General features: G+C 61.1%; 21 protein-coding genes. 12 read left to right on the forward strand and 9 right to left on the reverse strand.

Features of this window, described 5'->3' with window-relative positions:
• Nucleotides 1–673 precede the first annotated feature (673 nt).
• The 8 genes from RFA01S_RS20175 (at nucleotide 674) to RFA01S_RS20210 (ending at nucleotide 6,759) form a co-directional block, all read left to right on the forward strand.
• The gene (locus RFA01S_RS20175) at nucleotides 674–2,215 is read left to right on the forward strand and encodes an amidase (protein ID WP_032389307.1); all 1,542 of its coding nucleotides are present in this window, start codon (nucleotides 674–676) and stop codon (nucleotides 2,213–2,215) included.
• Complete coding sequence (gene nthB / locus RFA01S_RS20180) at nucleotides 2,212–2,910, forward strand: nitrile hydratase subunit beta (RefSeq protein ID WP_032389306.1); 699 nt, start codon at nucleotides 2,212–2,214, stop codon at nucleotides 2,908–2,910. Before RFA01S_RS20175 ends, nthB begins: the two co-directional genes overlap by 4 nt.
• Complete coding sequence (nthA, locus tag RFA01S_RS20185) at nucleotides 2,907–3,506, forward strand: nitrile hydratase subunit alpha (RefSeq protein WP_032389305.1); 600 nt, start codon at nucleotides 2,907–2,909, stop codon at nucleotides 3,504–3,506. Before nthB ends, nthA begins: the two co-directional genes overlap by 4 nt.
• Entirely contained in the window at nucleotides 3,503–3,928 is a 426-nt protein-coding gene (locus RFA01S_RS20190) for a nitrile hydratase accessory protein (protein ID WP_032389304.1), read from the forward strand. Before nthA ends, RFA01S_RS20190 begins: the two co-directional genes overlap by 4 nt.
• A gap of 63 nt (nucleotides 3,929–3,991) precedes the next feature.
• A complete protein-coding gene (locus RFA01S_RS20195) occupies nucleotides 3,992–4,705 on the forward strand; it encodes an energy-coupling factor ABC transporter permease (RefSeq protein WP_052060589.1) in 714 nt (237 codons plus the stop codon).
• Complete coding sequence (locus RFA01S_RS20200) at nucleotides 4,702–5,061, forward strand: energy-coupling factor ABC transporter substrate-binding protein (protein ID WP_052060588.1); 360 nt, start codon at nucleotides 4,702–4,704, stop codon at nucleotides 5,059–5,061. The genes RFA01S_RS20195 and RFA01S_RS20200 overlap by 4 nt, the downstream gene beginning before the upstream one ends.
• Before the next feature lie 4 nt (nucleotides 5,062–5,065).
• Nucleotides 5,066–5,821, forward strand: coding sequence for a cobalt ECF transporter T component CbiQ (gene cbiQ / locus RFA01S_RS20205; protein WP_032389303.1), 756 nt, complete (start codon nucleotides 5,066–5,068; stop codon nucleotides 5,819–5,821).
• Nucleotides 5,818–6,759: an energy-coupling factor ABC transporter ATP-binding protein gene (locus tag RFA01S_RS20210; RefSeq protein ID WP_072692159.1), complete on the forward strand. Its 942-nt coding sequence runs from the start codon at nucleotides 5,818–5,820 to the stop codon at nucleotides 6,757–6,759. The genes cbiQ and RFA01S_RS20210 overlap by 4 nt, the downstream gene beginning before the upstream one ends.
• A 586-nt stretch (nucleotides 6,760–7,345) precedes the next feature.
• Here RFA01S_RS20210 and RFA01S_RS20215 read toward each other — a convergent pair.
• From RFA01S_RS20215 to RFA01S_RS20230, 3 genes are all read right to left on the reverse strand, one after another.
• Nucleotides 7,346–8,572, reverse strand: a complete 1,227-nt coding sequence (locus tag RFA01S_RS20215) for a carbon-nitrogen hydrolase family protein (protein WP_230597389.1) — start codon at nucleotides 8,570–8,572, stop codon at nucleotides 7,346–7,348.
• Between the two features lie 399 nt (nucleotides 8,573–8,971).
• Nucleotides 8,972–9,784 (reverse strand): TrmB family transcriptional regulator, encoded by an 813-nt coding sequence (locus tag RFA01S_RS20220; RefSeq protein WP_052060586.1) that lies wholly within the window; start codon nucleotides 9,782–9,784, stop codon nucleotides 8,972–8,974.
• A gap of 614 nt (nucleotides 9,785–10,398) precedes the next feature.
• Complete coding sequence (locus RFA01S_RS20230; RefSeq protein WP_139278479.1) at nucleotides 10,399–10,845, reverse strand: hypothetical protein; 447 nt, start codon at nucleotides 10,843–10,845, stop codon at nucleotides 10,399–10,401.
• 972 nt (nucleotides 10,846–11,817) lie between these two features.
• Here RFA01S_RS20230 and RFA01S_RS20235 point away from each other — a divergent pair.
• Nucleotides 11,818–12,741 (forward strand): alpha/beta hydrolase, encoded by a 924-nt coding sequence (locus RFA01S_RS20235; protein WP_032389300.1) that lies wholly within the window; start codon nucleotides 11,818–11,820, stop codon nucleotides 12,739–12,741.
• Nucleotides 12,742–12,753: 12 nt separating this feature from the next.
• Here RFA01S_RS20235 and RFA01S_RS20240 read toward each other — a convergent pair whose 3' ends face one another.
• From RFA01S_RS20240 to RFA01S_RS20255, 4 genes are all read right to left on the reverse strand, one after another.
• Nucleotides 12,754–13,413 (reverse strand): GntR family transcriptional regulator, encoded by a 660-nt coding sequence (locus RFA01S_RS20240; protein ID WP_032389299.1) that lies wholly within the window; start codon nucleotides 13,411–13,413, stop codon nucleotides 12,754–12,756.
• 119 nt (nucleotides 13,414–13,532) lie between these two features.
• Nucleotides 13,533–14,522 (reverse strand): transketolase family protein, encoded by a 990-nt coding sequence (locus tag RFA01S_RS20245; RefSeq protein ID WP_032389298.1) that lies wholly within the window; start codon nucleotides 14,520–14,522, stop codon nucleotides 13,533–13,535.
• Nucleotides 14,519–15,349: a transketolase gene (locus tag RFA01S_RS20250; protein ID WP_230597428.1), complete on the reverse strand. Its 831-nt coding sequence runs from the start codon at nucleotides 15,347–15,349 to the stop codon at nucleotides 14,519–14,521. Before RFA01S_RS20250 ends, RFA01S_RS20245 begins: the two co-directional genes overlap by 4 nt.
• A gap of 71 nt (nucleotides 15,350–15,420) precedes the next feature.
• Nucleotides 15,421–16,779, reverse strand: a complete 1,359-nt coding sequence (locus RFA01S_RS20255; protein ID WP_032389297.1) for an MFS transporter — start codon at nucleotides 16,777–16,779, stop codon at nucleotides 15,421–15,423.
• 177 nt (nucleotides 16,780–16,956) lie between these two features.
• Here RFA01S_RS20255 and RFA01S_RS20260 point away from each other — a divergent pair, with 177 nt between their 5' ends.
• The 3 genes from RFA01S_RS20260 to RFA01S_RS20270 are packed head-to-tail and all read left to right on the forward strand — an operon-like array spanning nucleotide 16,957 to nucleotide 18,910.
• Complete coding sequence (locus RFA01S_RS20260; protein ID WP_032389296.1) at nucleotides 16,957–17,835, forward strand: sugar phosphate isomerase/epimerase family protein; 879 nt, start codon at nucleotides 16,957–16,959, stop codon at nucleotides 17,833–17,835.
• Nucleotides 17,832–18,605 (forward strand): SDR family NAD(P)-dependent oxidoreductase, encoded by a 774-nt coding sequence (locus tag RFA01S_RS20265; protein ID WP_032389295.1) that lies wholly within the window; start codon nucleotides 17,832–17,834, stop codon nucleotides 18,603–18,605. Before RFA01S_RS20260 ends, RFA01S_RS20265 begins: the two co-directional genes overlap by 4 nt.
• Before the next feature lie 20 nt (nucleotides 18,606–18,625).
• Nucleotides 18,626–18,910, forward strand: coding sequence for a WhiB family transcriptional regulator (locus RFA01S_RS20270; RefSeq protein WP_032389294.1), 285 nt, complete (start codon nucleotides 18,626–18,628; stop codon nucleotides 18,908–18,910).
• A gap of 55 nt (nucleotides 18,911–18,965) precedes the next feature.
• On the opposite strand, the gene RFA01S_RS20275 is transcribed toward RFA01S_RS20270, so the two are convergent.
• Together RFA01S_RS20275 and RFA01S_RS20280 are read right to left on the reverse strand one after the other, a co-directional pair.
• A complete protein-coding gene (locus tag RFA01S_RS20275; RefSeq protein ID WP_032389293.1) occupies nucleotides 18,966–19,532 on the reverse strand; it encodes a hypothetical protein in 567 nt (188 codons plus the stop codon).
• Between the two features lie 90 nt (nucleotides 19,533–19,622).
• On the reverse strand, nucleotides 19,623–21,263 hold the full coding sequence (locus tag RFA01S_RS20280; protein ID WP_202902196.1) for an exonuclease domain-containing protein: 1,641 nt from the start codon (nucleotides 21,261–21,263) through the stop codon (nucleotides 19,623–19,625).
• Between the last annotated feature and the right edge of the window lie 1,529 nt (nucleotides 21,264–22,792).

The raw sequence follows: 22,792 nt of genomic DNA on the forward strand, positions 1-22,792 counted from the left end.
TGACAGCCCAAGAAAAGCTCCTTCAGGTCAGACTGCTTGATTGAGGAAACGATCATGAAAATCGAGGACAATTCGACCCATAGAACGGTCGGATCATGCACATCACGTCTGACCGTCGACTATAGATTCCGGGAAAAGGCATGGACCCAGGAACGAGAAGTCGAGCGCCTCAAATACTCGAGCGAAGCTGCACAGATCGTGCGAATGGCCGTGAGCTGGGCACCATACGGAGGTCCACCTCCGGAAGATGTCTTCCAGCAATTCGGCTTGACCACAGTCGAATTCACAAAGAGGCTCTGGTTGGCAGTGAAGGAGCTCGACTGCGGCATCGATACCATTGCCCGTTTATCAACGGTATATCCACGTCGGCCGTGCGCTTGATATAAGACACATCGCCGACGTGCAAAAATTCAATGAACGAATCCGTGTACACACATCCAACTTTTCTAGTATTTTCTGTACATGAGAGACGGAGCGTGCACCGGAACCCTGATTGAGAACAGATTCGGCATTGTGGATGTATTTCTTATGGGAGTACTTTACCAATGACGTAAATTTCCCGCAAACTCGACTGCCGTTCACCCAGCGACTTACGGCTGTCGATGGCAGAATGGCAAGCTGAGCTCTTAATTTTATCAGTGGGCACGATCGATGCCCGCATGAGGAGGGTCGTATGGCGATCAACATTCCCGACAATGCGTCACTGACACACATCTCGGACCGTTACGGTTTTCGCATCGCACCCGACGACATGGCCATATACCAGGCCGGTACAGCGGCGCTGCTGCAGTCATGGAACAGAGTGGAGGAACTGTACGAACAGTCCAAGGCCGATTCTCCTGTGCGTCAGTGGGTCTCGCCGGACACCACCGAAAACAAGTACAACGCATGGTACGTGACCACCGACATTCAGGAGGTCACCGAGGGCCCACTCGCCGGCCGGCGTGTTGCAATCAAGGACAACACGGCAGTCGCGGGAGTTCCGATGATGAACGGCTCGCGTGTGTTGGAAGGTTTCGTGCCGGCAACGGACGCAACGGTCGTTCGTCGACTTCTCGACGCAGGAGCGGTCATCGCCGGAAAATCGACATGCGAGGACTTGTGTTTCTCCGGAGGGTCACACACCAGTAAGCCGCATGCAGTCCTCAACCCTTGGGACCAGACCCGTTCTGCAGGTGGCTCTTCGAGCGGCAGCGCGGTGTTGGTGGCCACTGGCGAGGTCGACATGGCGGTCGGCGGCGATCAGGGCGGATCGATCCGCATGCCCGCGGCATGGTGCGGGGTCGTCGGGCACAAGCCGACATTCGGTCTCGTACCCTATACCGGAGCCTTCCCGATCGAGCAGTCGATCGATCACCTGGGACCGATCGCTAGGACAGTGTCCGATGCTGCGTTGATGCTCACCGTGATGTCGGGTGCCGACGGTCTGGATCCACGGCAGCTCAAGGCTGTGGAGAACATCGATTATGTTTCCGCTTTGAGCGAGTCGGCGTCCGGTCTTCGGGTGGGAGTCCTCTCCGAGGGCTTCGGCCGGGATGAATCCGATTCGGAGTCCGACACCGTCGTTCGGCAGGCGATCGAGGAACTCGTGAAAGCGGGCCTACAGGCCGAGACAGTCTCCATCCCCTGGCACAACGACGCGTTTCCTCTCTGGGACGTCATCGCGACCGAGGGTGCCACATGGCAGATGATCGAAGGCAACGGATACGGCATGAACTGGAAGGGCGCGTACGACCCCGAACTCATCGCGCACTACGGGGCCAAGTCCAGGAGCGACGGGTCCCTGTTTCCGGAGACCGTCAAGATCACCGCTCTCGCCGGTCGTCATGCCCTCGACACGGAGTTCGGGCGACACTATGCGATGGCCCGCAATCTGGAAGAGCAGCTCACGGCGGCGTACGACGAGGCTCTGAGCCGCTTCGACGTCCTGGTCATGCCGACGATGCCGATGCTGCCCACCCCTCTCCCATCCGCCGACGCACCCGTCGACGAAGTGCTGAGCAGGGCTTTCGGATACATCGGAAACTGTTGTCCGTTCGACATCACCGGGCACCCCGCGTGCACTGTTCCCGCCGGAACGTTCGAGGGAATTCCGGTCGGCCTGATGATCGTGGGCCGTCGCTTCGACGACGCCACCGTGCTGCGCGTCGCGCACACCTTCGAAAAGGCAGTGGGCGGTTTCCCCTCGCCCGGCTTGATGAGGAGCATGGCATGAACGTTTCGTTCGATCTAGGCGGTGCCGACGGCTTCGGACCGATCGAACCGCCCGCAGAAGAGCCGGTCTTCCATGAAGACTGGGAAAAAGTGGTCATGACCATGTACCCGATCCTGTACCGCGCCGGATGGTACGGCCTCGATTCGTTCCGACACGGAGTCGAATTGATGGATCCGGACATGTACTTCGCGACCCCGTACTACGAGCACTGGCTGCATTCGATGGAACACCATGGACAGCGCGTCGGCGAACTGGACATCGAAGAACTCGATCGTCGCACTACCTTCTACCTCGAGAACCCGGACGCACCGTTGCCCGACCACGAGCAGGACGACGAGATGGTTGCCTTCATCGTCGCCTCTCGTGGGGGCTTCTCTCCGAAACGCCCCTCCGACAACCCGATCCGCTTCGCAGTCGGCGACACGGTTCGGCTCGCCGTCGATGCGCCCCGAGGCCCCGGCCACACCAGACTCGCACGCTACGTGCGCGGCAAGGTGGGGACCGTCATTGCGCACCGGGGCGCACACATCTATCCCGATTCCGCCGGCAACAACCTCGACGAGGACCCTCAGCACGTCTACACGGTGAAGTTCGACTCGGTCGAACTGTGGGGAACGGGCGCTGAGGCCAACACCACCATGACCATCGATGTCTGGGATCCCTACATCGAACACACTGCAGGAGGGAAGTCATGACTGCGATACCCCGCACCCCCGCCGAGATTGCTGCCCGGGTCAAAGCGCTGGAATCGATGTTGATCGAGAAGGGTCTGTTGACAACCCAGATGGTCGACCGCATGGTCGAGTTCTACGAGAGCGATGTCGGCCCTCAATTGGGTGCGAAGGTGATCGCCAAAGCATGGTCGGATCCGGAGTTCAAGGCGCGGCTCGTCGAGGATGCCTCCGAAGCCTGTAAGGAGCTGGGAATCGGCGGCACGCAGGGTGAGCACATGGTTGCGCTCGAGGACACGGCAGAGGTTCACCACGCCGTGGTGTGCACACTGTGCTCCTGCTATCCGTGGCCGATCTTGGGGCTTCCACCGAACTGGTACAAGGACCCCCAGTACCGAGCACGTATGGTCCGTGAGCCTCGCAAAGTCTTGTCCGAAGACTTCGGGTACACCGTTCCGGAGACCACCGAAATTCGAGTCTGGGACTCGAGCTCCGAAATCCGTTACTGGGTCTTGCCTCCGCGGCCTGCAGGTACCGACGGTTGGTCCCAGGAGCAACTAGCCGAACTGGTCACCCGGGACTCGATGATCGGTGTAGCCCCGATCAGAGCCACGTCATGAACACCTCACAAGACGACACCACGCTCGATGCTCATCGAGCCGAAATCGACGCCCTGGTGCGCGGCCTTCCAGAACCACGCCACGGTGATCAAGCCTTCGACGAGCCCTGGCAGATCAGGGCGTTCGCGCTCGCGGTGGGCGCGTACGAAGCGGGCGAGTTCGAGTGGCCGACCTTTCAACGTGCACTGATCGAGTCGATCGAAGACTGGGAGACACACGGCGGCACACCGTCGGACTGGTCCTACTACGAGCACTGGGTCAAAGCCCTCGAGACTGTGCTCGGTTCTGCGGGAAAGCTGGACCGAGCCGCGCTCGAGACAAAGACTCGTGAGGTTCTGGCCACTCCCGCAGACCGAGGACATCACCAACCGCGTTTCGATCCGATCGCGATCGACCCTGGAACGCGTTCGTCCACACACTGAGTTCCCCGGTTCACGGTGCGGGCGTGCCGAAACCACTCTCACACTGTCGAATCCAGGAGAAGCATGCACATCGCTGAAGGATTTCTGCCACCGGTCCAAGCTGCGGCGTGGACAGCTGCAGCGGCCCCGTTCGTTGCTCATGGGGCATATTGCGTTGTCCGCCAGATGCGGGAACATCCTGAAACCAAGCTGCTTCTCGGGGCGGCCGGCGCGTTCACGTTTGTCTTGTCCGCGATCAAACTGCCGTCTGTAACGGGCAGTTCGAGTCATCCGACGGGTACAGGCCTGGGTGCCGTCCTGTTCAGACCGCCCGTCATGGCGTTCCTCGGCGTCGTGGTCCTTCTGTTCCAGGCTCTGCTCCTCGCTCATGGGGGAATAACGACCCTAGGGGCAAATACCTTCTCGATGGCCATTGTTGGTCCATGGGTCGGGTATTTCGGATACCGCAGCGTCGTGAAACTGTCCAGGAACGTCTCCGCTGCGATCTTCATGGCGATGTTCCTGGCCGACATCTCCACGTACTGCGTGACTTCCGGGCAGTTGGCTCTTGCCTTTCCTGACCCCGCATCGGGTTTCGCCGGTGCGTTCGGCAAATTTCTCGGTGTGTTTGCTCTGACCCAGATCCCACTCGCCGTTGCCGAGGGTCTTCTCGGCGTGTTGGTCTTTCGGGTCCTTCGAAGCGTAGCTGCGCCGGAACTGCGACGCCTGAAGGTTCTCCCGTCAGAGAAAACTGACCTCAGGGGCAAACCGTCTACCGATCAAGGAGTCGTGCGATGAAACGGAACATCGTCGTCAATCTCCTCATTGCCGTAGCCATCGTGCTCATCGTGGTCTCGGCACTGGTTATCGATTCGCAACGGTCGGGCAATCACGAGCGGTTCGTGGGCTCCGACTCAGCCGCAACCGAACTCGTCGAGCAGGAGAACCCGGACTACAAGCCCTGGTTTTCGTCGATCTTCGCTCCCTCATCAGGTGAGGTCGAGTCCGGACTGTTTGCAATGCAGGCGGCGCTCGGGGGTGTGATTCTCGGCTATTGCGTTGGTGCACTGCGGCATCGGCGGCGCGAGGAAGCTGAGGTGCCACGCACATCGAGTGTCGGCACGTCCGTCGACTTCCCTCACCTCGAGAACTGACTCGATGCAAGGTCTCGCGATCGACAACGCCGCGTGGTCCAGCCCGTGGCGAGACAAAGGCCTGGGCGGCAAAGCTCTTGCGAGCTTCGGGCTGTTGACACTGGCACTAGCGCTTCCGGTCTGGCCGACGTCGTTGACAATCGCCGTCATCACCACCTGGCTGATCCTAGGTCCCGCCAGAACCGATCTCCGTGTATTCCGTCGTGCCTTTACAACACCGCTCGGCTTCATTGTCCTGAGCTCGATGACTGTGGCGGTGTCCATACAAATTGATCCATCGTGGTCGATCACCGTCACTGCTGACACGCTCATGCGCGCCCTCGCCCTTGCAGTTCGAGCGACTGCCGGAACGCTTGCTGTCCTTCTTTTGTCGCTCACAACCCCGATGACCGATATCCTCGCCGGACTGCGTCGCCTCGGGGTGCCAGCCGGATGTGTCGAGGTTGCGGCGTTGATCTACCGCATGCTGTTCATACTGCTGGAAACCACGCGAACGGTTCGACACAGCCAAATTGCTCGACTGGGGAACGCTACGGTGGCGCAGACCCTACGGTCCAGTGGTGATTTGATGTCCTGCATCTTGATTCGCTCGTGGGACCAGGCTCGCCGTCTGGAGATAGGTCTGGCCGGACGTGGCTACACCAACGAACTGACCACTGTCGACGACCTGCCGAGTACTCGGAAGTCCGACGCCTTCATGGTCGTCGGGTTGCTGATCGCTGTCACAGCCTCGACCGTCGTCATCAGGAACGCGTCATGAGTCATCGAGTTCTGCAGTGTGTCGAACTGTCTGCGAGCTATACAGCCGACCTCCCGGTTCTGCGATCTGCGACGCTGCGCATCGCGCCGGCCAAGCGGCTCGCCTTGTTGGGTGCCAACGGATCCGGCAAGTCGACGCTTCTCTCGTGTCTGGCCGGGAGCACTCAACCGATATCGGGCCAGATCTCGGTCGACGGTGAAGTGCTCCGCTACACTCGCAGGGGCCTCCGATCCCATCGCCAGGCGGTTCAACTGGTCCTGCAGGACCCCAACGATCAGCTGTTCTCAGCCGATGTGACGCAGGATGTTTCATTCGGTCCGGCGAATCTCGGACTCACTATCACCGAAGTCAAAGAGCGAGTCGCTGAGGCTCTCGATCTTCTCGGACTTCAACATTTGCACCGGGTGCCCACTCATCACCTGTCCTTCGGTGAGAAGAAGCGCGTCGCCATTGCGGGTGCCGTAGCAATGAGGCCCTGCGTGCTGTTGCTCGACGAGCCGACTGCGGGACTGGACCCGCAGGGTGTCGAGGAGATGCTCGAAGCGGTTGCCCGGTTGGAGCAACATGACACCACGATTGTGATTGCGACCCATGACGTCGCGTTCGCCCTCGAATGGGCTGACACCACAGCGGTGATGCTCGACGGCGCGGTAGTCACGGGTAAACCCACGGACCTGCTGGCCGACGAAGCGTTGTTGAGGGCAGCGCGGCTCAAGCGGCCCTGGTCCCTGAGGCTGGCCGATGCCCTCGTCGGTGCAGGTCTTCTTTCTGACGGCGCGCGCCCGCGCACCGTCGAAGACGTCACTCGACTACTGCTCGATAGGCCTGTCGCTGACGGCATTGCGGCAAAGTCGCACCAGGATGGCGGTCCACCAACAGCAGTGTCAGTACCGTTTCCCGCACGTGACAGTGAGCTCAGTCATCACACCTGCCGGTGAGCATCCTGGATATTGAGCTGCCCGGGCCTCGTGAAATGACCGAGAGCTCGCAATCCGGCAGTGCGACAATTGATCCGGGGACCGGACTAACTCGCAGACCTTGGTTTCGATACCGCCGAATAGATGAGAGTTCGAGCGATCGGTGATCGTGACTGATCGATTGAATAGATCGAGTGCTGCACCTTCGCGTGCAGCTATGTTGCTACAGACTCTTCGGCTGAGAATCTCGAAAATCGAGCTCGAGCATCGACCATGTCCCAGGTGGCTGACGACCGAAACCAAGACATCGCAGTTCGAGGACTCTGCGAGGCTAGGACACGTCAGCGGACGGTACGTACGGAAGGACGCACCGTCCGCTGACATGAAGAAGGATGCCTTGCGGCGGTGGCGGCGGCGGGGGCCCGCACCATGAATCGGCAGCTTGCCTCAGCGTGGCCGTTCGTTGTTGAAAGGCAGGGGATCGACCTATCGGAGAACGGTGAGCTTTGGCAGCCGGAGAGCTCAGTGCCCTTGGGTCTGTGTCAATGGACTGGGCCGGACCCCGACGTGACGCGGCCGCGAGTGCCTTCCGGCCCGCCGCGCGGGCTCAGGAAGTGTGTTTGAGATGTGACAGATTCTGAACTTCGGACTGGGACAAATGGTGCGACTCGACCTCGTCTTGTGCACTGTGGTGAACGTGTCGAGGGTCGGTTCGGTCATCGTTGGCCGACCCGTTGGCCGACCCGTTGGCTACCCGGTCGCCGTGTCCTCGAGATTGAAAGATTGTGTGCCGCTGCATGTCGACCGACAGATTGAAGATATCCGCACGGTTGTAGGTGCCAACGATGTCGTGTGCACGCTTGGCGATGACCTCTTTTTGCAGATCGACTTCCGCATAGAGGATTCCCTCCGGCTCCCGCAGAGGCCCAGCGACGAACTGGCCGTCCGGACCGATCACCATCGACACCGGAGGAGATGCCGTGAGCGCCTTCTCGATTCTGGAGTCGCCCTGCGCTACTTCACGAATCGCCACGTCGTCCAACGTCGTGGCAGCGACGATCACGAACACCTTTCCCTCGAAAGCGTGTGCAGCACTGCGAAGTCTGATATTTTCGGCCAGGTCGTAGTCGAAATTTTCGGTCCGCCCGTCGAATGGCCATGCAGGCGGATAAGTCGCAATATGCAGACGCTCGCTCTGGGCCAATAGCGTGAAACGCGCAAGCGTGTTGGTGTTTTCGCCGCAGATGAGTGCGCCGAGGTTCCAGCCGCCGAGTTCGGCGGGCTTGAGATCATGAGCGTCCCCGTGCGACCACGTCAGACGCTCGTAGTACGTAGCCACAAGCTTGCGGCGGTGGTTGACCAGACGTCCAGTCGCATCGAAGATCAGGTTGGAGTTCCAGAGTTGTCCGAAACTGTTCGGATTGCGCTCGTTCACCCCCACGGACAACACCACTCCGTGATCACGGGCGATACGACCCAGTCGCTCCGTTTCGGCACCTGGAACGACGATCGACTCTGCGACCAGCCGTTCGTGTAGGTCGTGTTGGTCGATAGGAGCCAACACTGCATTCCATACGGGGAAGCCCGCCAGGAACGCTTCGCCGAAGACAACCAGTTCCGCTCCGCCCTTCGCGGCCTCGCTGACCAAGGATTCGAGCTTATCGAGGCTTGCCTTGAGGTCGAGGAAGACCGGCGAAGCTTGAACAGCCGCGACAGATACTTTGGGGAGAGCAGTCATGGACATCGAAAGTGATCCTGTCTCGTTGTTGCGCTTTCGGAGTGTGTCAACTCGACTCGACGTTTTATCGAGCATAGATGCGCGCTGTTCACTCACTATAAGTGCTGCTCAAGGTGTGTCAACCGTGGTTGGAGTCAGATTCACTCGAGCACACTGTCGACCGAAATTGACAACAGTGCGGACCACTGTATCTAGCTACTTCGAGCGATTTTTATCTATTTCGCACCAAGAGTGAGCGATCACTTCGTTGACCGGCTTCAGGCATCGGCCGGCTGCCGAGTCGACACGATCCACCCTTGCGGAGATCACAGTGACCTACATTCACCATCATGAGGGATACGTTTGCTGACGGCGTCGACGCGCATCGCAACGTAGACGATGAACGACCCCGGTTGCCCGGCAATCAGGCCACCGATTCGGCCCACACTGGTTGGATCGCCCGACCTACGCCTCATTCTGCTGGCGGTCGGCCACAGAACGACAGCGCCTATGGGGTCATCGAGAATCGCCGCCGGCCGTTCCGTTCTCCGACTGCGGCGACGCCGGTGGCTCTTCGGCGGCTGCCGCCCACATCACCTCGAAGAGATTCCGTTGCATCTCGACGTATTCATCGCTTTCGATGACCAGCGCAAAATTCTCCCGCGTCGACGAAATCATCGCTACAGCCTCATCGCCAATGATCATTGTCATGGTGAAGATGTACTCCGCCGGCACGTATCGAGCCTTGCGCAGATCTACTTCACTGGTTGGCCACCCCTGCGGGTAGTCCTTTTCCGGCGATCTCAACACATGTAGCCAGAGCCCGCGCTCGCGGCGAGCAGCGACGTATTCACTCATAGCTTCTTCGCCGGGCACGGCCATCAGGTCTCGCATCGACAACACTCCTCGCAACGGAGAAGGCCACTCGAGCGTCTCGAACAGTGCCGTCCTGATGCCGCTCAATCCCTCCAGATGGCGAACGCGAGGCGCAAGTCCACCTTTGGCATGCAGGGCCCGTAGCTGCGGAACGAGGGATTCCAGAACACGCTTCTTCTGAGCCCACTCGTCCAAGAGCCGTTGCGGATCCACAGTACGAACGACAAGTCGGGGCCGACTACCGACCTGCGAGTCACCGCTGTGGCCGCCACCTTCGATCAATGACAGCAACCCGCGATGGGCCAGGCGCTTGGCGATGTCGTATGCATTGGTCCGACTGATCTGTGACACCTCTGCAACCTGGGCCACTGTTGGTGTATCCATACTGAGTGCGGCCAAGTAGAAGCGAGCTTCTTTGGGCTCCAACCCGGCTTCGACCAGCTCCGCCCACATCGACTGCCTCCACTCTTTGTCGGGCAACGGGTGACGACGCCCTGACTCGTATCTTGCCAGCTCCTCAGACCCCGAAGCGTCCGGCGATATCGCGGGAGAGAAGCACCACTGTGGAAAACGCTGCCCGACGCCTCGACGGTTCTCATCTTCGTCTCGCGCGTCTCGATGACCTCGATCTCGAAGTGTTGAAACTTGTCTCCGACGTACCGAAGTTTGGACTTCTACGGCATCCCCACGGCCAAGCCGCGGCGAACAAGATTCCCGGGCCGCCCACCTCAAGCTTCGAAGTCCATGACGTGACTGCAGTTGTTCGAGGGCAGCCGCCGAAGTTCGGATCGCAAGCCAGAACCGGGCGTTGGATCGCCCGAGATCCGGTGTCGTCGAGACGCACGGCGGCGGTTTACCGTTGAGTTCGGCGACATCAGACGATGTGAGTCTTGCAGAAGCGCTGCAGTGCGTCGTTACTGCGGTAGCGCTGCAGTGCGTCGTTACTGCGGTCCGTTACCGTCGAGCCTCGAGCCTCGAGTTTTCTTGTTCCGCAGCCGTTCACAATTGTGTCACCACGCCGCGGGCAGTCATGAGTGCGGCCCCGCGAGGCATGGTAATGGCAGAGTTCAATTTGCGGGCTCGATCACGTCGGCATGAAAGTTGCGGTCCGCTGTCGATAGGGTGCCGTCATTGAGAAGCTCGACCACGATCGAGGCTGCTTGGTTGGCCAACTCGATGGCATCGTGTTCATCTTCGGTACGCGCGGTGACGGCTAAGTCAGCTACACCGTCTTCGGAGGGCGTGATCCGCAATTCGTCGGAGTAGTCCGCGGCCGATCCTCCGTGTTGCAGTGCGAGTCGCTCGCTGACTTGGGGCAGAAGGTCGTGGTTTTGCAGGTCGGTATTGGTAATCCTCAAACTGGCATTTCCAGCGTTTGGACTGTCCGAAGCCGCTGTTACACCGACCGTCGCGGTACTTGTGTGTGTCGCTGCGATCGCCCACCACGTTGTAGCGATGATGGCAACCCAGGCAACTGCGAGGGAAACGTATAGGCGCTTCTGAGTTCCAGCCACAGGTGCTCCTCTGTGATGAACGGGCGGAACGCATTTCGCATCTCGCATCTGGAAGTAAAAAATCAGTGTGCCAGACAAGTCCAGCGGCACGAGGCGCAAGGGGGCAACGCTTCTTGGCCTTCGCGCCACCCACTCGCTTACGAGAACATGATGCATTCGCCGTGACGCAACCTACCGTCGAGCAGGTTTGTTCCCGACCGTTCTAATCGAATGTCAGTCGGCCGCGCGTGCGGGCACCGGACCTCCGTCGGCGACAGCTACCACTCACGATAGCTGCATACCCATCACTTCGGCAGGTGACGTTGGTGACGACCGCCTAGCTGACCGACAGAATGCCCTGTGCGCTAGATGCTCTGCTCGGCACTGGGAGAGCGAATGGCGATATCTGGCCCGATGGACGCGATTGTCATCGCGGGGTCAGATTGGTCGAGCTAGGCAGCTCGATAATGCTGTCGAAGCCGTTGACACCGTGGTCCCCGAACCGGAGGGCGATGCAGTACGTCACGACGAATTGCTCGTCCAGGCCCGCCAACTCGCATGTACCTCACAGTCGGCGATTCATCCCTGCATCACTGGCGGATCGTGTTCGTGGTGCTGCACCAGGCTCTCCCAGCCGGCCCGCTTGTCATAACTTCATAAGGCAGGCGGCTGTGCAGCATAGCGCGTGACCGCACTGGTCTTGTCTGTTACTTGTCGGGCTCTTCGGGCCATGTGACAGAACGTGAGTCCTCGAGCTCATGTGTCGGCGATAAGTCGCGAAAATTTCCGGCACTGAAAGATTCTGCAAAAGAGTATGTTCGAGTCGCCGTCAATTTGTCCGAGGACCCTTTTCCTGACCAGGATGAGCGCACGTGGGTCGTGTGCGCTCATGTGTCGTGCGTTCGATACGTGTACTCATGATCAACCACCTACCGCGCCGACGATGAACGTCGTCTGCAATGGATGTCGCCCACGGTATCTACTGTGGAATGTATGCATATCGACGACCTCGATCCCGAACTGTTACAGGTGGTGTCCGCGGTGCCGGCCGTGGACTTTCACGACATCACCGCTGCTCGGGCTGCGACGACGAGCAGCCCGGTCCGCTCGTCTGCGGATGTCGTTGTCACGGACTCGGTTGCCGAGTTCGACGGGCACACTGTCAGTGTTCGCATCACCGGTCCAGCAACAGTGACAAGCGGTCCGTTGCCGATCGTGGTCGAAATGCACGGCGGCGGTTTCGCTCTGGGTTCGGCGGCTTCGAACGATGCGAGTAACGCGGGCCTGGCGACTGCGTTGCCGTGCGTCGTAGTTGCGGTCGACTACCGGTTGGCCCCTGAGTTCCCCTATCCCGCATCGGTTCGCGATTGTGTCACCGCAGTGCGGTGGGCGGTCGATGCGGCCGGCAGCATTGGCGGTGACCCGGGGCGGATCGGTCTGTTGGGAACCAGTGCCGGAGCGTGTCTGGCCGCGTGCACGGCCTTGGAACTTCGCGACAGCGGCGGTCCGAGACTGGCAATGCAGGCTTTGATCGAACCCGCACTCGACGACAGAGCCGACTCGCCGTCGATGCAACAAGGCGTTGACGCCGTGTTCTGGAACACCGGCAATGCGATTCTGAGCTGGCAGCACTATCTCGGAGGCCGAGTTCCTGACGGACACACATCTCCGGCGCGACGACAAGACCTCGAGAGCCTGCCGCCGACCTACCTCACAGTCAACGAACTCGACCCTTTGCGCGATCAGGGTATCGATTACGCCCGCAGACTTTTGGCAGCCGGCACCAGAGTCGAATTCCATTGCTGGCCCGGCGCATTCCACGGATTCACCATGTTCGACACGGCACTGTCTCGTCGCACCCGAGCCAGCGATCTTGCCGCGATGGATCGCCTACTGAACGGTCCCGTCCGCGGCTGAGCCCGTCAGCGGTTACGCGACGAGATTGCCGACGGCCCACATCATGTGTTTACGCACCGCTGCCGTTGCATCGTCGGGAATACCAGACTCGATGGCGTCGACCATGTCGTGGTGACGGTCGGCGTCCATGTTGCCCAGGGCGCGATCGCGTCCGGCGTACATGATGGACATGCGGATCGAACCTTCGAGGCTGGTCCACGAGTGCAGCAGGGTCTCGTTGTCGGCGGATCGGCACAGCAGGCGGTGAAAGTCGAGATCTGCCTCTATGCGGTCGTCGAGGGTCTCGTCCTTGGGAGCCTGATTCAGCAGTTCAAGTGCAGCCCGCAATTCCGCGACGATGCGGAGGCGTTCGGAATGTCGAGCGATCTCCGCCGCGGCCAAGCCCTCGAGCGCGCCTCGCACCGAGAAGATGTCCTGGATCTCCTTGGTGTCGAGGTGCCGTACATGCAGCCGGCCGCGAGCGCCGGTGACGACGAGGCCTTCCTGCTGCAATTGCCGCAGTGCCTCGCGCAGGGTTCCTCGACTGATCTGCAGTCGCTCGGACAGTTCGGTCTCAACCAGGGCACTGCGTGGACGAAGCTCACCGCTGGTGATGGCGGAACGTAGGGCGGTGACCGCCTGCTGACGCAGATTGGTTTTCTGCAGTCCGAGAAGTGCGCCGGGTTGCCCCATGGCGGGGGCTCCTTTCGTCGATGACGTCCCACTGCAGACAGTCGACTGATAGCTGTCGACAGTAAGTCTACGGTGCTGCGTCCCGTCGGTTCGTGGCGACTTCTCGGACCGCACGTCCGTCAGAGCTCGGCCATGATGCGAGATTCGATGCTCGACGTCGACAGGCCGTAGCGATCGTGCAGTGTGGGCAACGCACCTGCAGCGAGGAACTCGTCGGGCAACGAGATGGCACCTACCTTCTTGCCGAGTCCGCGCTCCACGATCGCCGAGGCGACGGTCTCGAACAGTCCGCCGATCTTCGTGTGGTTCTCGCAGGTGAACGCCAATCGTGGCGTATCCAGTTGCGCCAGAACGGTATCGGTGTCGAACGGCTTGATGGTCGGGGTGTGGACCACTGCGACATCGATGTTGTGCTTTTCCAGGTTCTTCGCTGCCTGCAACGCGCGCATCGTCATCAGTCCGCTCGACACCAGCACCACATCGTTGCCCGGACGGATGACCTTGGCTTTGCCGAGCTCGAAGGTGTAGTCGTACTCGTCGAGCACGGTCGCCACCTTCCCTCGGAGCAAACGCAGGTAGGTCGGCCCGTCGGAGGCAGCAAGTTGAGGCACGGCCTGGCTGATGTCGACCGAGTCGCACGGATCGACGATGGTCAGATTCGGCATCCCGCGAAAGATGGCGATGTCCTCGGTGGCCTGGTGGCTCGGCCCATACCCGGTGGTGAGGCCGGGCAGGCCGCCGATGATGTTGACGTTCAGATTGGGTTCGGCGATATCGAGGCACAGGAAGTCGTATGCCCGACGGGCCGCGAACACCGAGTACGTCGATGCGAACGGGATCAGTCCGGTCTCGGCCATGCCGGCGGAGGCTCCGAGAAGCAACTGCTCGGCCATGCCCATCTGGAAGAAGCGATCGGGAAACGCCTGGGCGAAGATGTGCATGTCGGTGTACTTGGCGAGATCGGCGCTGAGGCCGACGATCTTGTCGTTGTTCTGCGCGGCCTGGACCAGGGCGTGACCGAAGGGGGCGTCGGCGGTGCGTTGGCCGGGGTCGACGAACGAGGCGATCATCGCCGATGTCTTGAGCTTCGGGGGCGTGGTGGTGGTCATGCCTGAACCTCGTTTTCCTGCAGGTAGGTCGGGTCGGAGAAACGCTCGGTCAACTGATCGCGGCAGATGCTCCACTCGCTCTCGTCGATGCGCATGAAATGTGCCTTCTCCCTGTTCTCGAGCAAGGGAACACCGAATCCGATCTTGGTGTCGCAGACGATGATCGACGGTGTCCCGACGGGCTCGGCTGCGGCACAAGCGGAATCGAAGGCTTCCGAGAGAGCAGCGGGATCGTTACCGTTCACGCGGTAGACGTTCCACCCCATCGCCGCCCACTTCTCGTGGACGGGCTCGATACCGAGCACACCTGCTGTCGGGCCGTCCGCCTGAAGTGCGTTCATGTCGACCATCGCGATGAGGTTGCCGAGTCGATGGTGATGGGCTCCCATCGCGGCCTCCCACGTCGAACCCTCGTCGAGTTCGCCGTCGGAGAGAAAGTTGAACACTCGGGACGCGGAATTCTGGTGGCGGAGTCCGAGGGCCATCCCCACTGCGACGGTCAGTCCGTGGCCGAGCGATCCGCCAGAGATCTCCATACCCGGTGTGTAGGTGGCCATTCCGGACATCGGGAGTCGGGACTCATCCGAGCCGTACGTCTCGAGCTCGTCGACCGCCACGATGTTCGCTGCGGCCAGGGCGGCGTAGAGGCCGATGGCGTAGTGGCCGGTGGAGAGCAGGAAGCGATCACGTTCGGACCATTCCGGGTCGTCGGCCCGGTACTTCAACCGGTCGGCGTAGACAGCGGCGAAGATGTCGGCAGCTCCGAGGGCCTGCCCTACGTAGCCCTGTCCCTGAGCCTCGCCCATATCGATGACGTGGTGTCGCATGGCGTATGCGAACTCGGCTGCGCGTTGGATCTTGGCCGTCGAGTCATCAAGTGTTGCTTCGGTTATCGTGCTCACAGTAGTTCCTTTGCGCGAGTGGAGGCCGGGAAATCCGCCGGGGTGTCGAGTTCTGCCTGTGCTGCGAGACGTCGCTCGGTGGGACCCCAGGTTTCCTTGGTGGCGAGAGCGGAGCCGAGCCCGATCAGGGCGTAAGCGATGAACAGCAGGGCCGGCCCGAGCCACCCGAGCCACACGAACAGCAACGTCGTGATGAACGGAGTGAAGCCGGAGACCATGGCCGAGATCTGGTACGCCAAGGAAGCTCCCGATGCACGGCGGGAGGCGTCGAACAATTCGGGGAACCAGGCACCCTGTGAGCCGGCAAGGGCGTTCTGGCATACGGCGTAGGCGAGAACGATGGTCGCGATGACGAACATGAAGAGGCCCGTGTTGACGAGGAGGAACATCGGTATCGCGAACACGGCACCGAAGGTGCAGACCGCGATGTAGAGGGGCCGTCGCCCGATCCGGTCGGTGAGAGCGGCCCAACCGGTAGTGGCGAAGATCCCGATGAACGAGGCGATGCACAGAGCGGTGATGGTCTCGGAGGTGCTCGCCAGTTCTTGGGTGTGCAGGTAGGAGATCATGTAGGTGACGGACACTGCGTATCCTGCGGTTTCGGCGATGCGAAGGCCGATGCCACGCAGGATGTTTCGCCAATCGTGCTTGATTGCTTCCTTGATCGGCGACTTGGAGACACCGGCCTCTTTCACGTCGTCGAACACCGGCGACTCGGGCACCTTGGATCGGATGATCAGGCCGACTGCGACCAGCACGATGCTGAAGAGGAAGGGAACTCGCCACGCCCAGTCTCCGCCGAGGTGGACGCTTCCGAGGAATACGAGGTTGGCCAGTAGTAGTCCCACCGGGAAGCCGGCCTGCACGATGCCGGTGAACTTGCCCTTCTTGCGCCACGGCGCGTGCTCGTAACTCATCAGGATCGCGCCACCCCATTCGGCACCGAAGGCGAGACCCTGAATGATGCGCACCACCACGAGCAGGATCGGCGCGACGATGCCGGCCTGGGCGTATGTGGGTAGCAAGCCGATGGCGAAAGTGGCGAGGCCCATCAGGATCAGGGAGCCCACGAGTACCGGTTTGCGGCCCACTCGATCTCCGAGATGGCCTCCGACGATTCCGCCGAGAGGGCGGGCCGCGAACCCGACGCCGAGCGTGGCGAACGCGGCGAGCGTGCCGGTCACCGAGTTGGAGCCGGGGAAGAATGCGGTTCCGAAGTACAGGGCGGCGGCGGTGCCGAAGCCGATGAAGTCGTACGTTTCGATGACGGCACCGACCGATGATCCGACGGCGACGCGCTTGGCGTCCTTCGTGCCGTGAACCGGTCCGCGCATCTGCAGAGCATCTGTGCTCATGGGGACTCTCCTGCTGGGGTGTTGGTTTCAAACTCGTCCAAGTGACCGTCGACTGTCAACAGCATTGAGTGTGACCCAATGCACTGTCACTGTCAACAGTCGACCGGCGACGGTTGACTGTTGAGCAACATCGTGCCTACTGTGGTCCGCATCACGACGACAGGACGGAGGGCGCTGATGTTCGATTCACGCCTGGGTTGCTCGACGATCTCGTTTCGTCACCTACCCCTACGCACCGCACTCGACGTCATTGCCGAGCTCGGATTCGCGGAAATCGACCTGGGTTCGCTTCCCGGGGTGTGCGACCACGTACCCCTCGACCTGGACGATCGTGGTGTCAGCGAGGTTGTGGAGGCCGTGCAGCGCTCAGGCCTGGCCGTCCGTTCGATCAACTGCGATATCGGAGATCTTAACAATCCGGCTACCGACCTCGATGCGTCCATTCACCTCGAACGACTGCTCGAGCTGGCTTCACAGGTGGGGGCTCAGGCACTCGTGCTACCGAACGGTGCCCTCGGGCATGAGCCCATCGAGTCGCTCGACTCCGATCTCGATCGGGTCGCGGCCAACCTGAACTATGCGTCGACACGGGCCCATCGGCACGGCGTGAACGTCTGGACCGAGTCGCTGCATGTGTTCCGGCTCTGCTGCACCACCGACCGTGCAGCCGCGTTGGCCGAGCGCATCGATCCGGCGATCGGCATCGTCATGGACTTCAGCCACATCGTCGCCTCCGGCGGCGACCCGACTCACTTCGCGCATTCGGTGGGCACTCGAATCTCCCACGTGCATGTTCGCGATGCGACGCGGGGCGACGTCCGGCTAGGCGGAGCCGACGGCGTCGACGAGCCGGGCAACATCAATATCAGCGTCGGCCGCGGCGAGGTCGACTTCCGCGGCGGCATCGATGCGCTCCGATCCGTGGGATTCAACGGCCATTTCGCGCTCGAACTCGAAACGAGAGACATCTCCGACGAACAACGTCCGGCGGCGACCACTGCCGCCGGTGACCTGATCACCGAACTGCTACTCGACACACACCAGGAGACATCATGACAACCACCACCCGTACCGCAGTGATCACCGGGGCTACCTCCGACAAGGGAATCGGCCGCGCCACCGCGGAGCGCTACGCCGAGGACGGTTGGGGCGTCGTCATTCTCGACCTCGACGGCGAGAAGTCCGAAAAGGTCGCCACCGAGATCGCCGCGGCCTACAACGTCGCTGCGTTCGGGCACGCCATCGACGTATCGGACGAGGACTCCGTCCAGAAAGCTTATGCAGCAACGAAATCAGAGGTCGACGCAGGGAACTTGCCACCGGTCGGAGCCGTGGCGAACATCGCCGGCATCACGTCCCCGGTCCCGTTCCTCGAGACCACGGTCGAGCTGTGGAACAAGGTCTTCGCGGTCAACGCCACCGGAACCTACCTGGTCACCAAAGCATTCCTGCCGGACATGATCGAGCAGCGGTGGGGTCGCATCATCACCATGTCCTCGGTCTCGGCGCAACGCGGCGGCGGAGTGTTCGGAAAAGTCCCGTACTCCTCGGCCAAGGCCGCTCTGCTCGGCTTCACCAAATCCCTTGCCCGTGAGCTGGAAGATACGGGCGTGACGATCAACGCGGTCACCCCGGGAGCTGTGGACACCAACATCCGCGTCGGCAGCACCGACGAACAGGAAAAGGCCATCGCCCAGGGCATTCCGCTCGGACGCACCGCCACCACCAGAGAAGTCGCCTCCGTCATCACGTTCCTGTCGTCCGAAGACGCCGCGTACCTCACCGGCACCACGATCGACATCAACGGTGGAAGCCACATGCACTGAGAACCCCAGGACGGAACACCATGAAGTACAAGTCACTCGACGTGCAGCTGCCCGCGCCCATCGCCGGCGTGTGGGAATGGCAACTCCGAGCCCGGTGCAGAACGATGCCGATCTCGGTGTTCTACCCGGACAGAGGATTGCGTGGCCCCACCCTCCGTCGCCTCGAGGCCGAGGCAAAGGCCATCTGTCGGCAATGTCCGGTAGTCGAGTCCTGCCTGGCCCACGCCGAGCGATGCGACGAGCCGTACGGAATCTGGGGCGGGCTGACCGAGCGCGAAAGAACTATGAGGGCGCGAAGCTTGTGATGCGAAGGACTGATGCCTGTCGCCTCAGCCTGGAGGAGGTGCCGGGTTGTCGTTACTAGGGCGTTTTGTGGCACTCAATGGGTAGTGGGCGGGTGTCAGAACCAGCTGGATTGATTAAGAATTTGCGCGCGAGGCGCTGCTTTTCGATCTGGGCCCATGCCTCGGCAAGTTCGTTGAGCCCGCGTGCGAGAGGGAATGCGTGGCCGGTGCGTTCTGAGGTGTTGCCGCTGAGTTTCACTGATGCGGCTACGTCCTCGGGGTGCACGATATCGGGCCATGTCGGGACGACCAGAGCCTTGTGTGTTGCCGCGTGCGAATCGAATCGGTCTTGTAGTTGGTCGCGTTCGGCTCGCACGGCGCTGACAGTGGCGTCGACGTCGACTACGCCCGCAATCCGAATCCCTTGTCGTTCTATCAAGTCGGTTGCTGCGCATCGTACGATGAAACGGTCCTTCGTCAGTACCTGGATCTTGTCGGTGTCCTCGCGGTCGAGTACCCAAGCTCCCGACAGTCGCGACAGACCGATGTCGGGTCCGACATCGACGTGCCAGATGCAGATTTTTCCTGCGGGCTCATCGACTACGGCGAGCGGACGGAGATAGGTCGGATGCGAAGTGGTCACGAAACTCCTGAGACGTCGGTCATCATCATGTGGTTGCCTTTTCAGGGATAAGAACCCGTTGAGTGGTGTGAGGAGCGTTGACCGCGGATATCACAGTTTACAACTCGAGCATCCGGAGGCTATGTCGCTCAAGCGTTGGGCGCTGACCCGTTGGCATCTGCGGCATCGAACGTGATGGGGGTCGTGGGGTAGTGAGGGCGCGGTCAGGAGCCCCAGATGCTCGAAGCCGTGCTGGTCGCAGAAGGCCTGAGCGTTCGCGATCGAGATCGGTATGCTCCGGGCCCCTACGTTCTCGTGTACTCGGGTGCTGGTCGCCCATCGTCGCCAGAAGCAGGCTCTGCAGGTCGGTTCATCGTAGGTGTTCTTGTCGAGTGTGTAGGCAAATCTGTAGTGCGCGCGAATTGTGCAGTGGAGGCACTCGGTCAGTTGCCAGTCGTCGGGGTGAGTGAATGATTCGAGCGGTTCGAGACCCCCTGCGTGCTGTTGTTCGATGATATGGCGCTCGCACCATGTGGGTTTGCTTCTTGTCTTGAATGCTCCCGGGTCGGAACAGTGTTCGCTGGTGCAGATCTGGTCCGTCGGGACGGCCGCGCGGCGTAACGGTCTCGGCGGCTCGAGCAGTGCTGGCGGGCGCGGCGGTTGAGGTGGCGGGCGCCGGTCGGGCGGGAGTGATCGGTGTGCAGATGTCGTAGTCGGTGGTAACGAAGCATCGAGCGTTGCTTCGCCGAGGAGTGATTCTGGCTGTTCGAGTGGTGTTCCGCCGAGGCATCGTAGGAAGTCAATTTCGGTCATCACTTCGATGTGCTGGCCGCCTTCCTGCAAGTCGAATGCCTTGCGGGCTTTGCCTGTTATCTCGGAGCCGGGGCGGAGGGATGCCGGGTTGATGTCGCCCACGACGAGGACGTTGGTGCGTTTGGTCGTCGACTTCTCGGCGGTCGCGCCGATGCGTGCGCATTCGTCCCACGCGACCTGGCGGGTCATCGACGTGAGGGTCCCGGTGAAGACGACGACTCGGCCGTAGAGGTACCCGTCAGGGTCAGCATCGGCGTTCGCGTCGGGCTGATTCAGCACTGTTTGGGTGCTCGTTCTCCGAACCGTGCCGCCCGCCGTTGTTCCAGCAGTCATTCGGCCGATGGTGACGCCTACAGAGCTCGCAAGATCCTCGAGATTGTGGCAATCGGATAGGTCGGCAAGCCCGCGCACGATGTCGACGACACCGCGAGCATCGGCCAGGGCGTCGTGGTGATTGAGCGCCGGGCCGCCCAGCGCTTCGACAACGTAGGGAAGGCGGTAACTCGGCAGGGGCAGTGAGCGGCGGGAAAGCACCATTGTGCACAGAAATCTGATGGTCGGCCACTCGATATTGTCGATCGTGCATGCATGGCGCAGAACTCCGATATCGAATCCGGCGTTGTGTGCAACCAGTACATCTTTGCCGACGAAGTCCAGGATGGTTGGCAGGATGTCTTTCCAGCGTGGTTCGTTTTCGACCATCTCTGCAGTGATTTTATGCAAGGCCGTGTTGAACGCTGAGAAGTGGTCAACCGTTTCCGGAGGGCGGATGAGCCAACTCCGTTCGTCGACCGGCCTTCCCCCGCGGACTCGTACGAGTCCGACCGCGCAGGGAGACCCGCGGTTGGAGTTGGCCGTCTCGAAGTCGATTGCGGTGTAGTCGAACATCAGGTCCTGCACCCCAAATTGTGTTTGGCTCCAGCCGAATACGGTGCGCATGTTGCGTCTTCAGCAACCACTGGATCTGGCGCTCCGTTCGGTGGGGTATGTTCTTGTGTGCAAGGTAAGTGATTCGACCGCCGCGTCGGAGACTACTGGTCGGTATTAGTCCGTTTGAATGACTGGCGGGAATCCGGGTTCGATCTTCCGGGTGCAGGTTTGCGACGAATCCGGCGGTCCCCGCCCGAGTGACGAGACGCTCGTTGCGTTTGTATATCGCGTCGCAATATCACAAGAGTTAGCTAGGCGAGGGCGTGTTGAGGACAGGGGTGGAGCAAAGATGCTTTCGTTGGACGGTGATGCACGAGAATTGTCGAAAGTTTACGAACGACGCGTCCTGTGTTGTTCATCTTCATTGCCCTCTGAGGCTTGTAGATTGCACTGTGTCGATCTGAGTCCGATCGGGGTGCACAAGTCTGCCTGAGGCATGGTGAAGGACAAGGAGAGTGTTGGTCGACGTGGCTGCCTGCGTGTCCGACGGTTCCGCTAAATCTTGCCACGCGTCTACAGGTGAGTCCACGATGACTACGCCGGTTTGCAATTGGACATAAAAGTGCTGCGTTGCAACTGGTTTTGGCAGTCCGGCCCAGATCAAGCCCACCCGCCGAGGTCGAAATTCGGTGAGGAAAAATGCATCCCGCACTTTCTATGCCGAAACACCGGTTCAACACAGTTCTCACTCCGCACAGCTGCCGGGGACGTGGGCTACGCTGCATAGAGTTCCGGCCAAGCCGCGCACCTGCGAAAAGATTGCGGGCATTGCCGACGCGGGTAGGCCGGTCACTGTCGAGCCGGAGATCCCGCCGTTACGAAGCGGATCGCGGGCACCGTGCGATCCTCACGGGCCGAGGGAACGCGCAAGACCTAAGTGGCAGCGTGGAGGCCCGTTATCAGCTGGTGCGGGCGAGTGGTTTCACGTGACGATGCCGGCTCACCCGGTTACTGTGGCCGCCTGCCGTGTTGACGCCGCCGACACCCTAACCGAGCCAGGGGAGCGGGCCTACGCGGCCTCCACCTTCGGCACCTGGATCGCCGCAATCAATCACCACCAGCGCGCCACCGGGCACCTTTCCCCGTCAGCGCACGAACTCGTCCGCGGACACTGTAGGTGATACGACGCGAATATGCCGCGGCGAGGAACAGGCCCTGCGGCCCGCGAGGCCCACCCCTTTTCGACGACATCAGGTTGCTCGCGGCGACCGCGTGGGGACGGTGCCGAGAGGCTGGGCCGACGGGGTGCTCGAACGCCTTGATTCAGCGATTCTGCTGCTTGTTCGCTGGGGCAATCCGACGAAGCGAACTTTTCGACCTGGTGCGCGAGGGCCTCGCCGTCTACCGGCACGACGGCCTCTAAGTGCGGCTAACGAAGTCGAAGGCGGACCTGGGGCAAGGTGGCGGTGAAGGTACCGCCATACACCGAGTCCCACGAGACCTGCCCGCCCTGCGCGTGCGCTCGCTGGGTTTAGGTGGTTGCCGCGTTCGACGCTAGTGGTCGACCTTCAGTGATCTGGCTGGTCTGCAAGCGGAAA

Source organism: Rhodococcoides fascians NBRC 12155 = LMG 3623, from assembly GCF_001894785.1.
GTDB classification, from domain to species: domain Bacteria; phylum Actinomycetota; class Actinomycetes; order Mycobacteriales; family Mycobacteriaceae; genus Rhodococcoides; species Rhodococcoides fascians.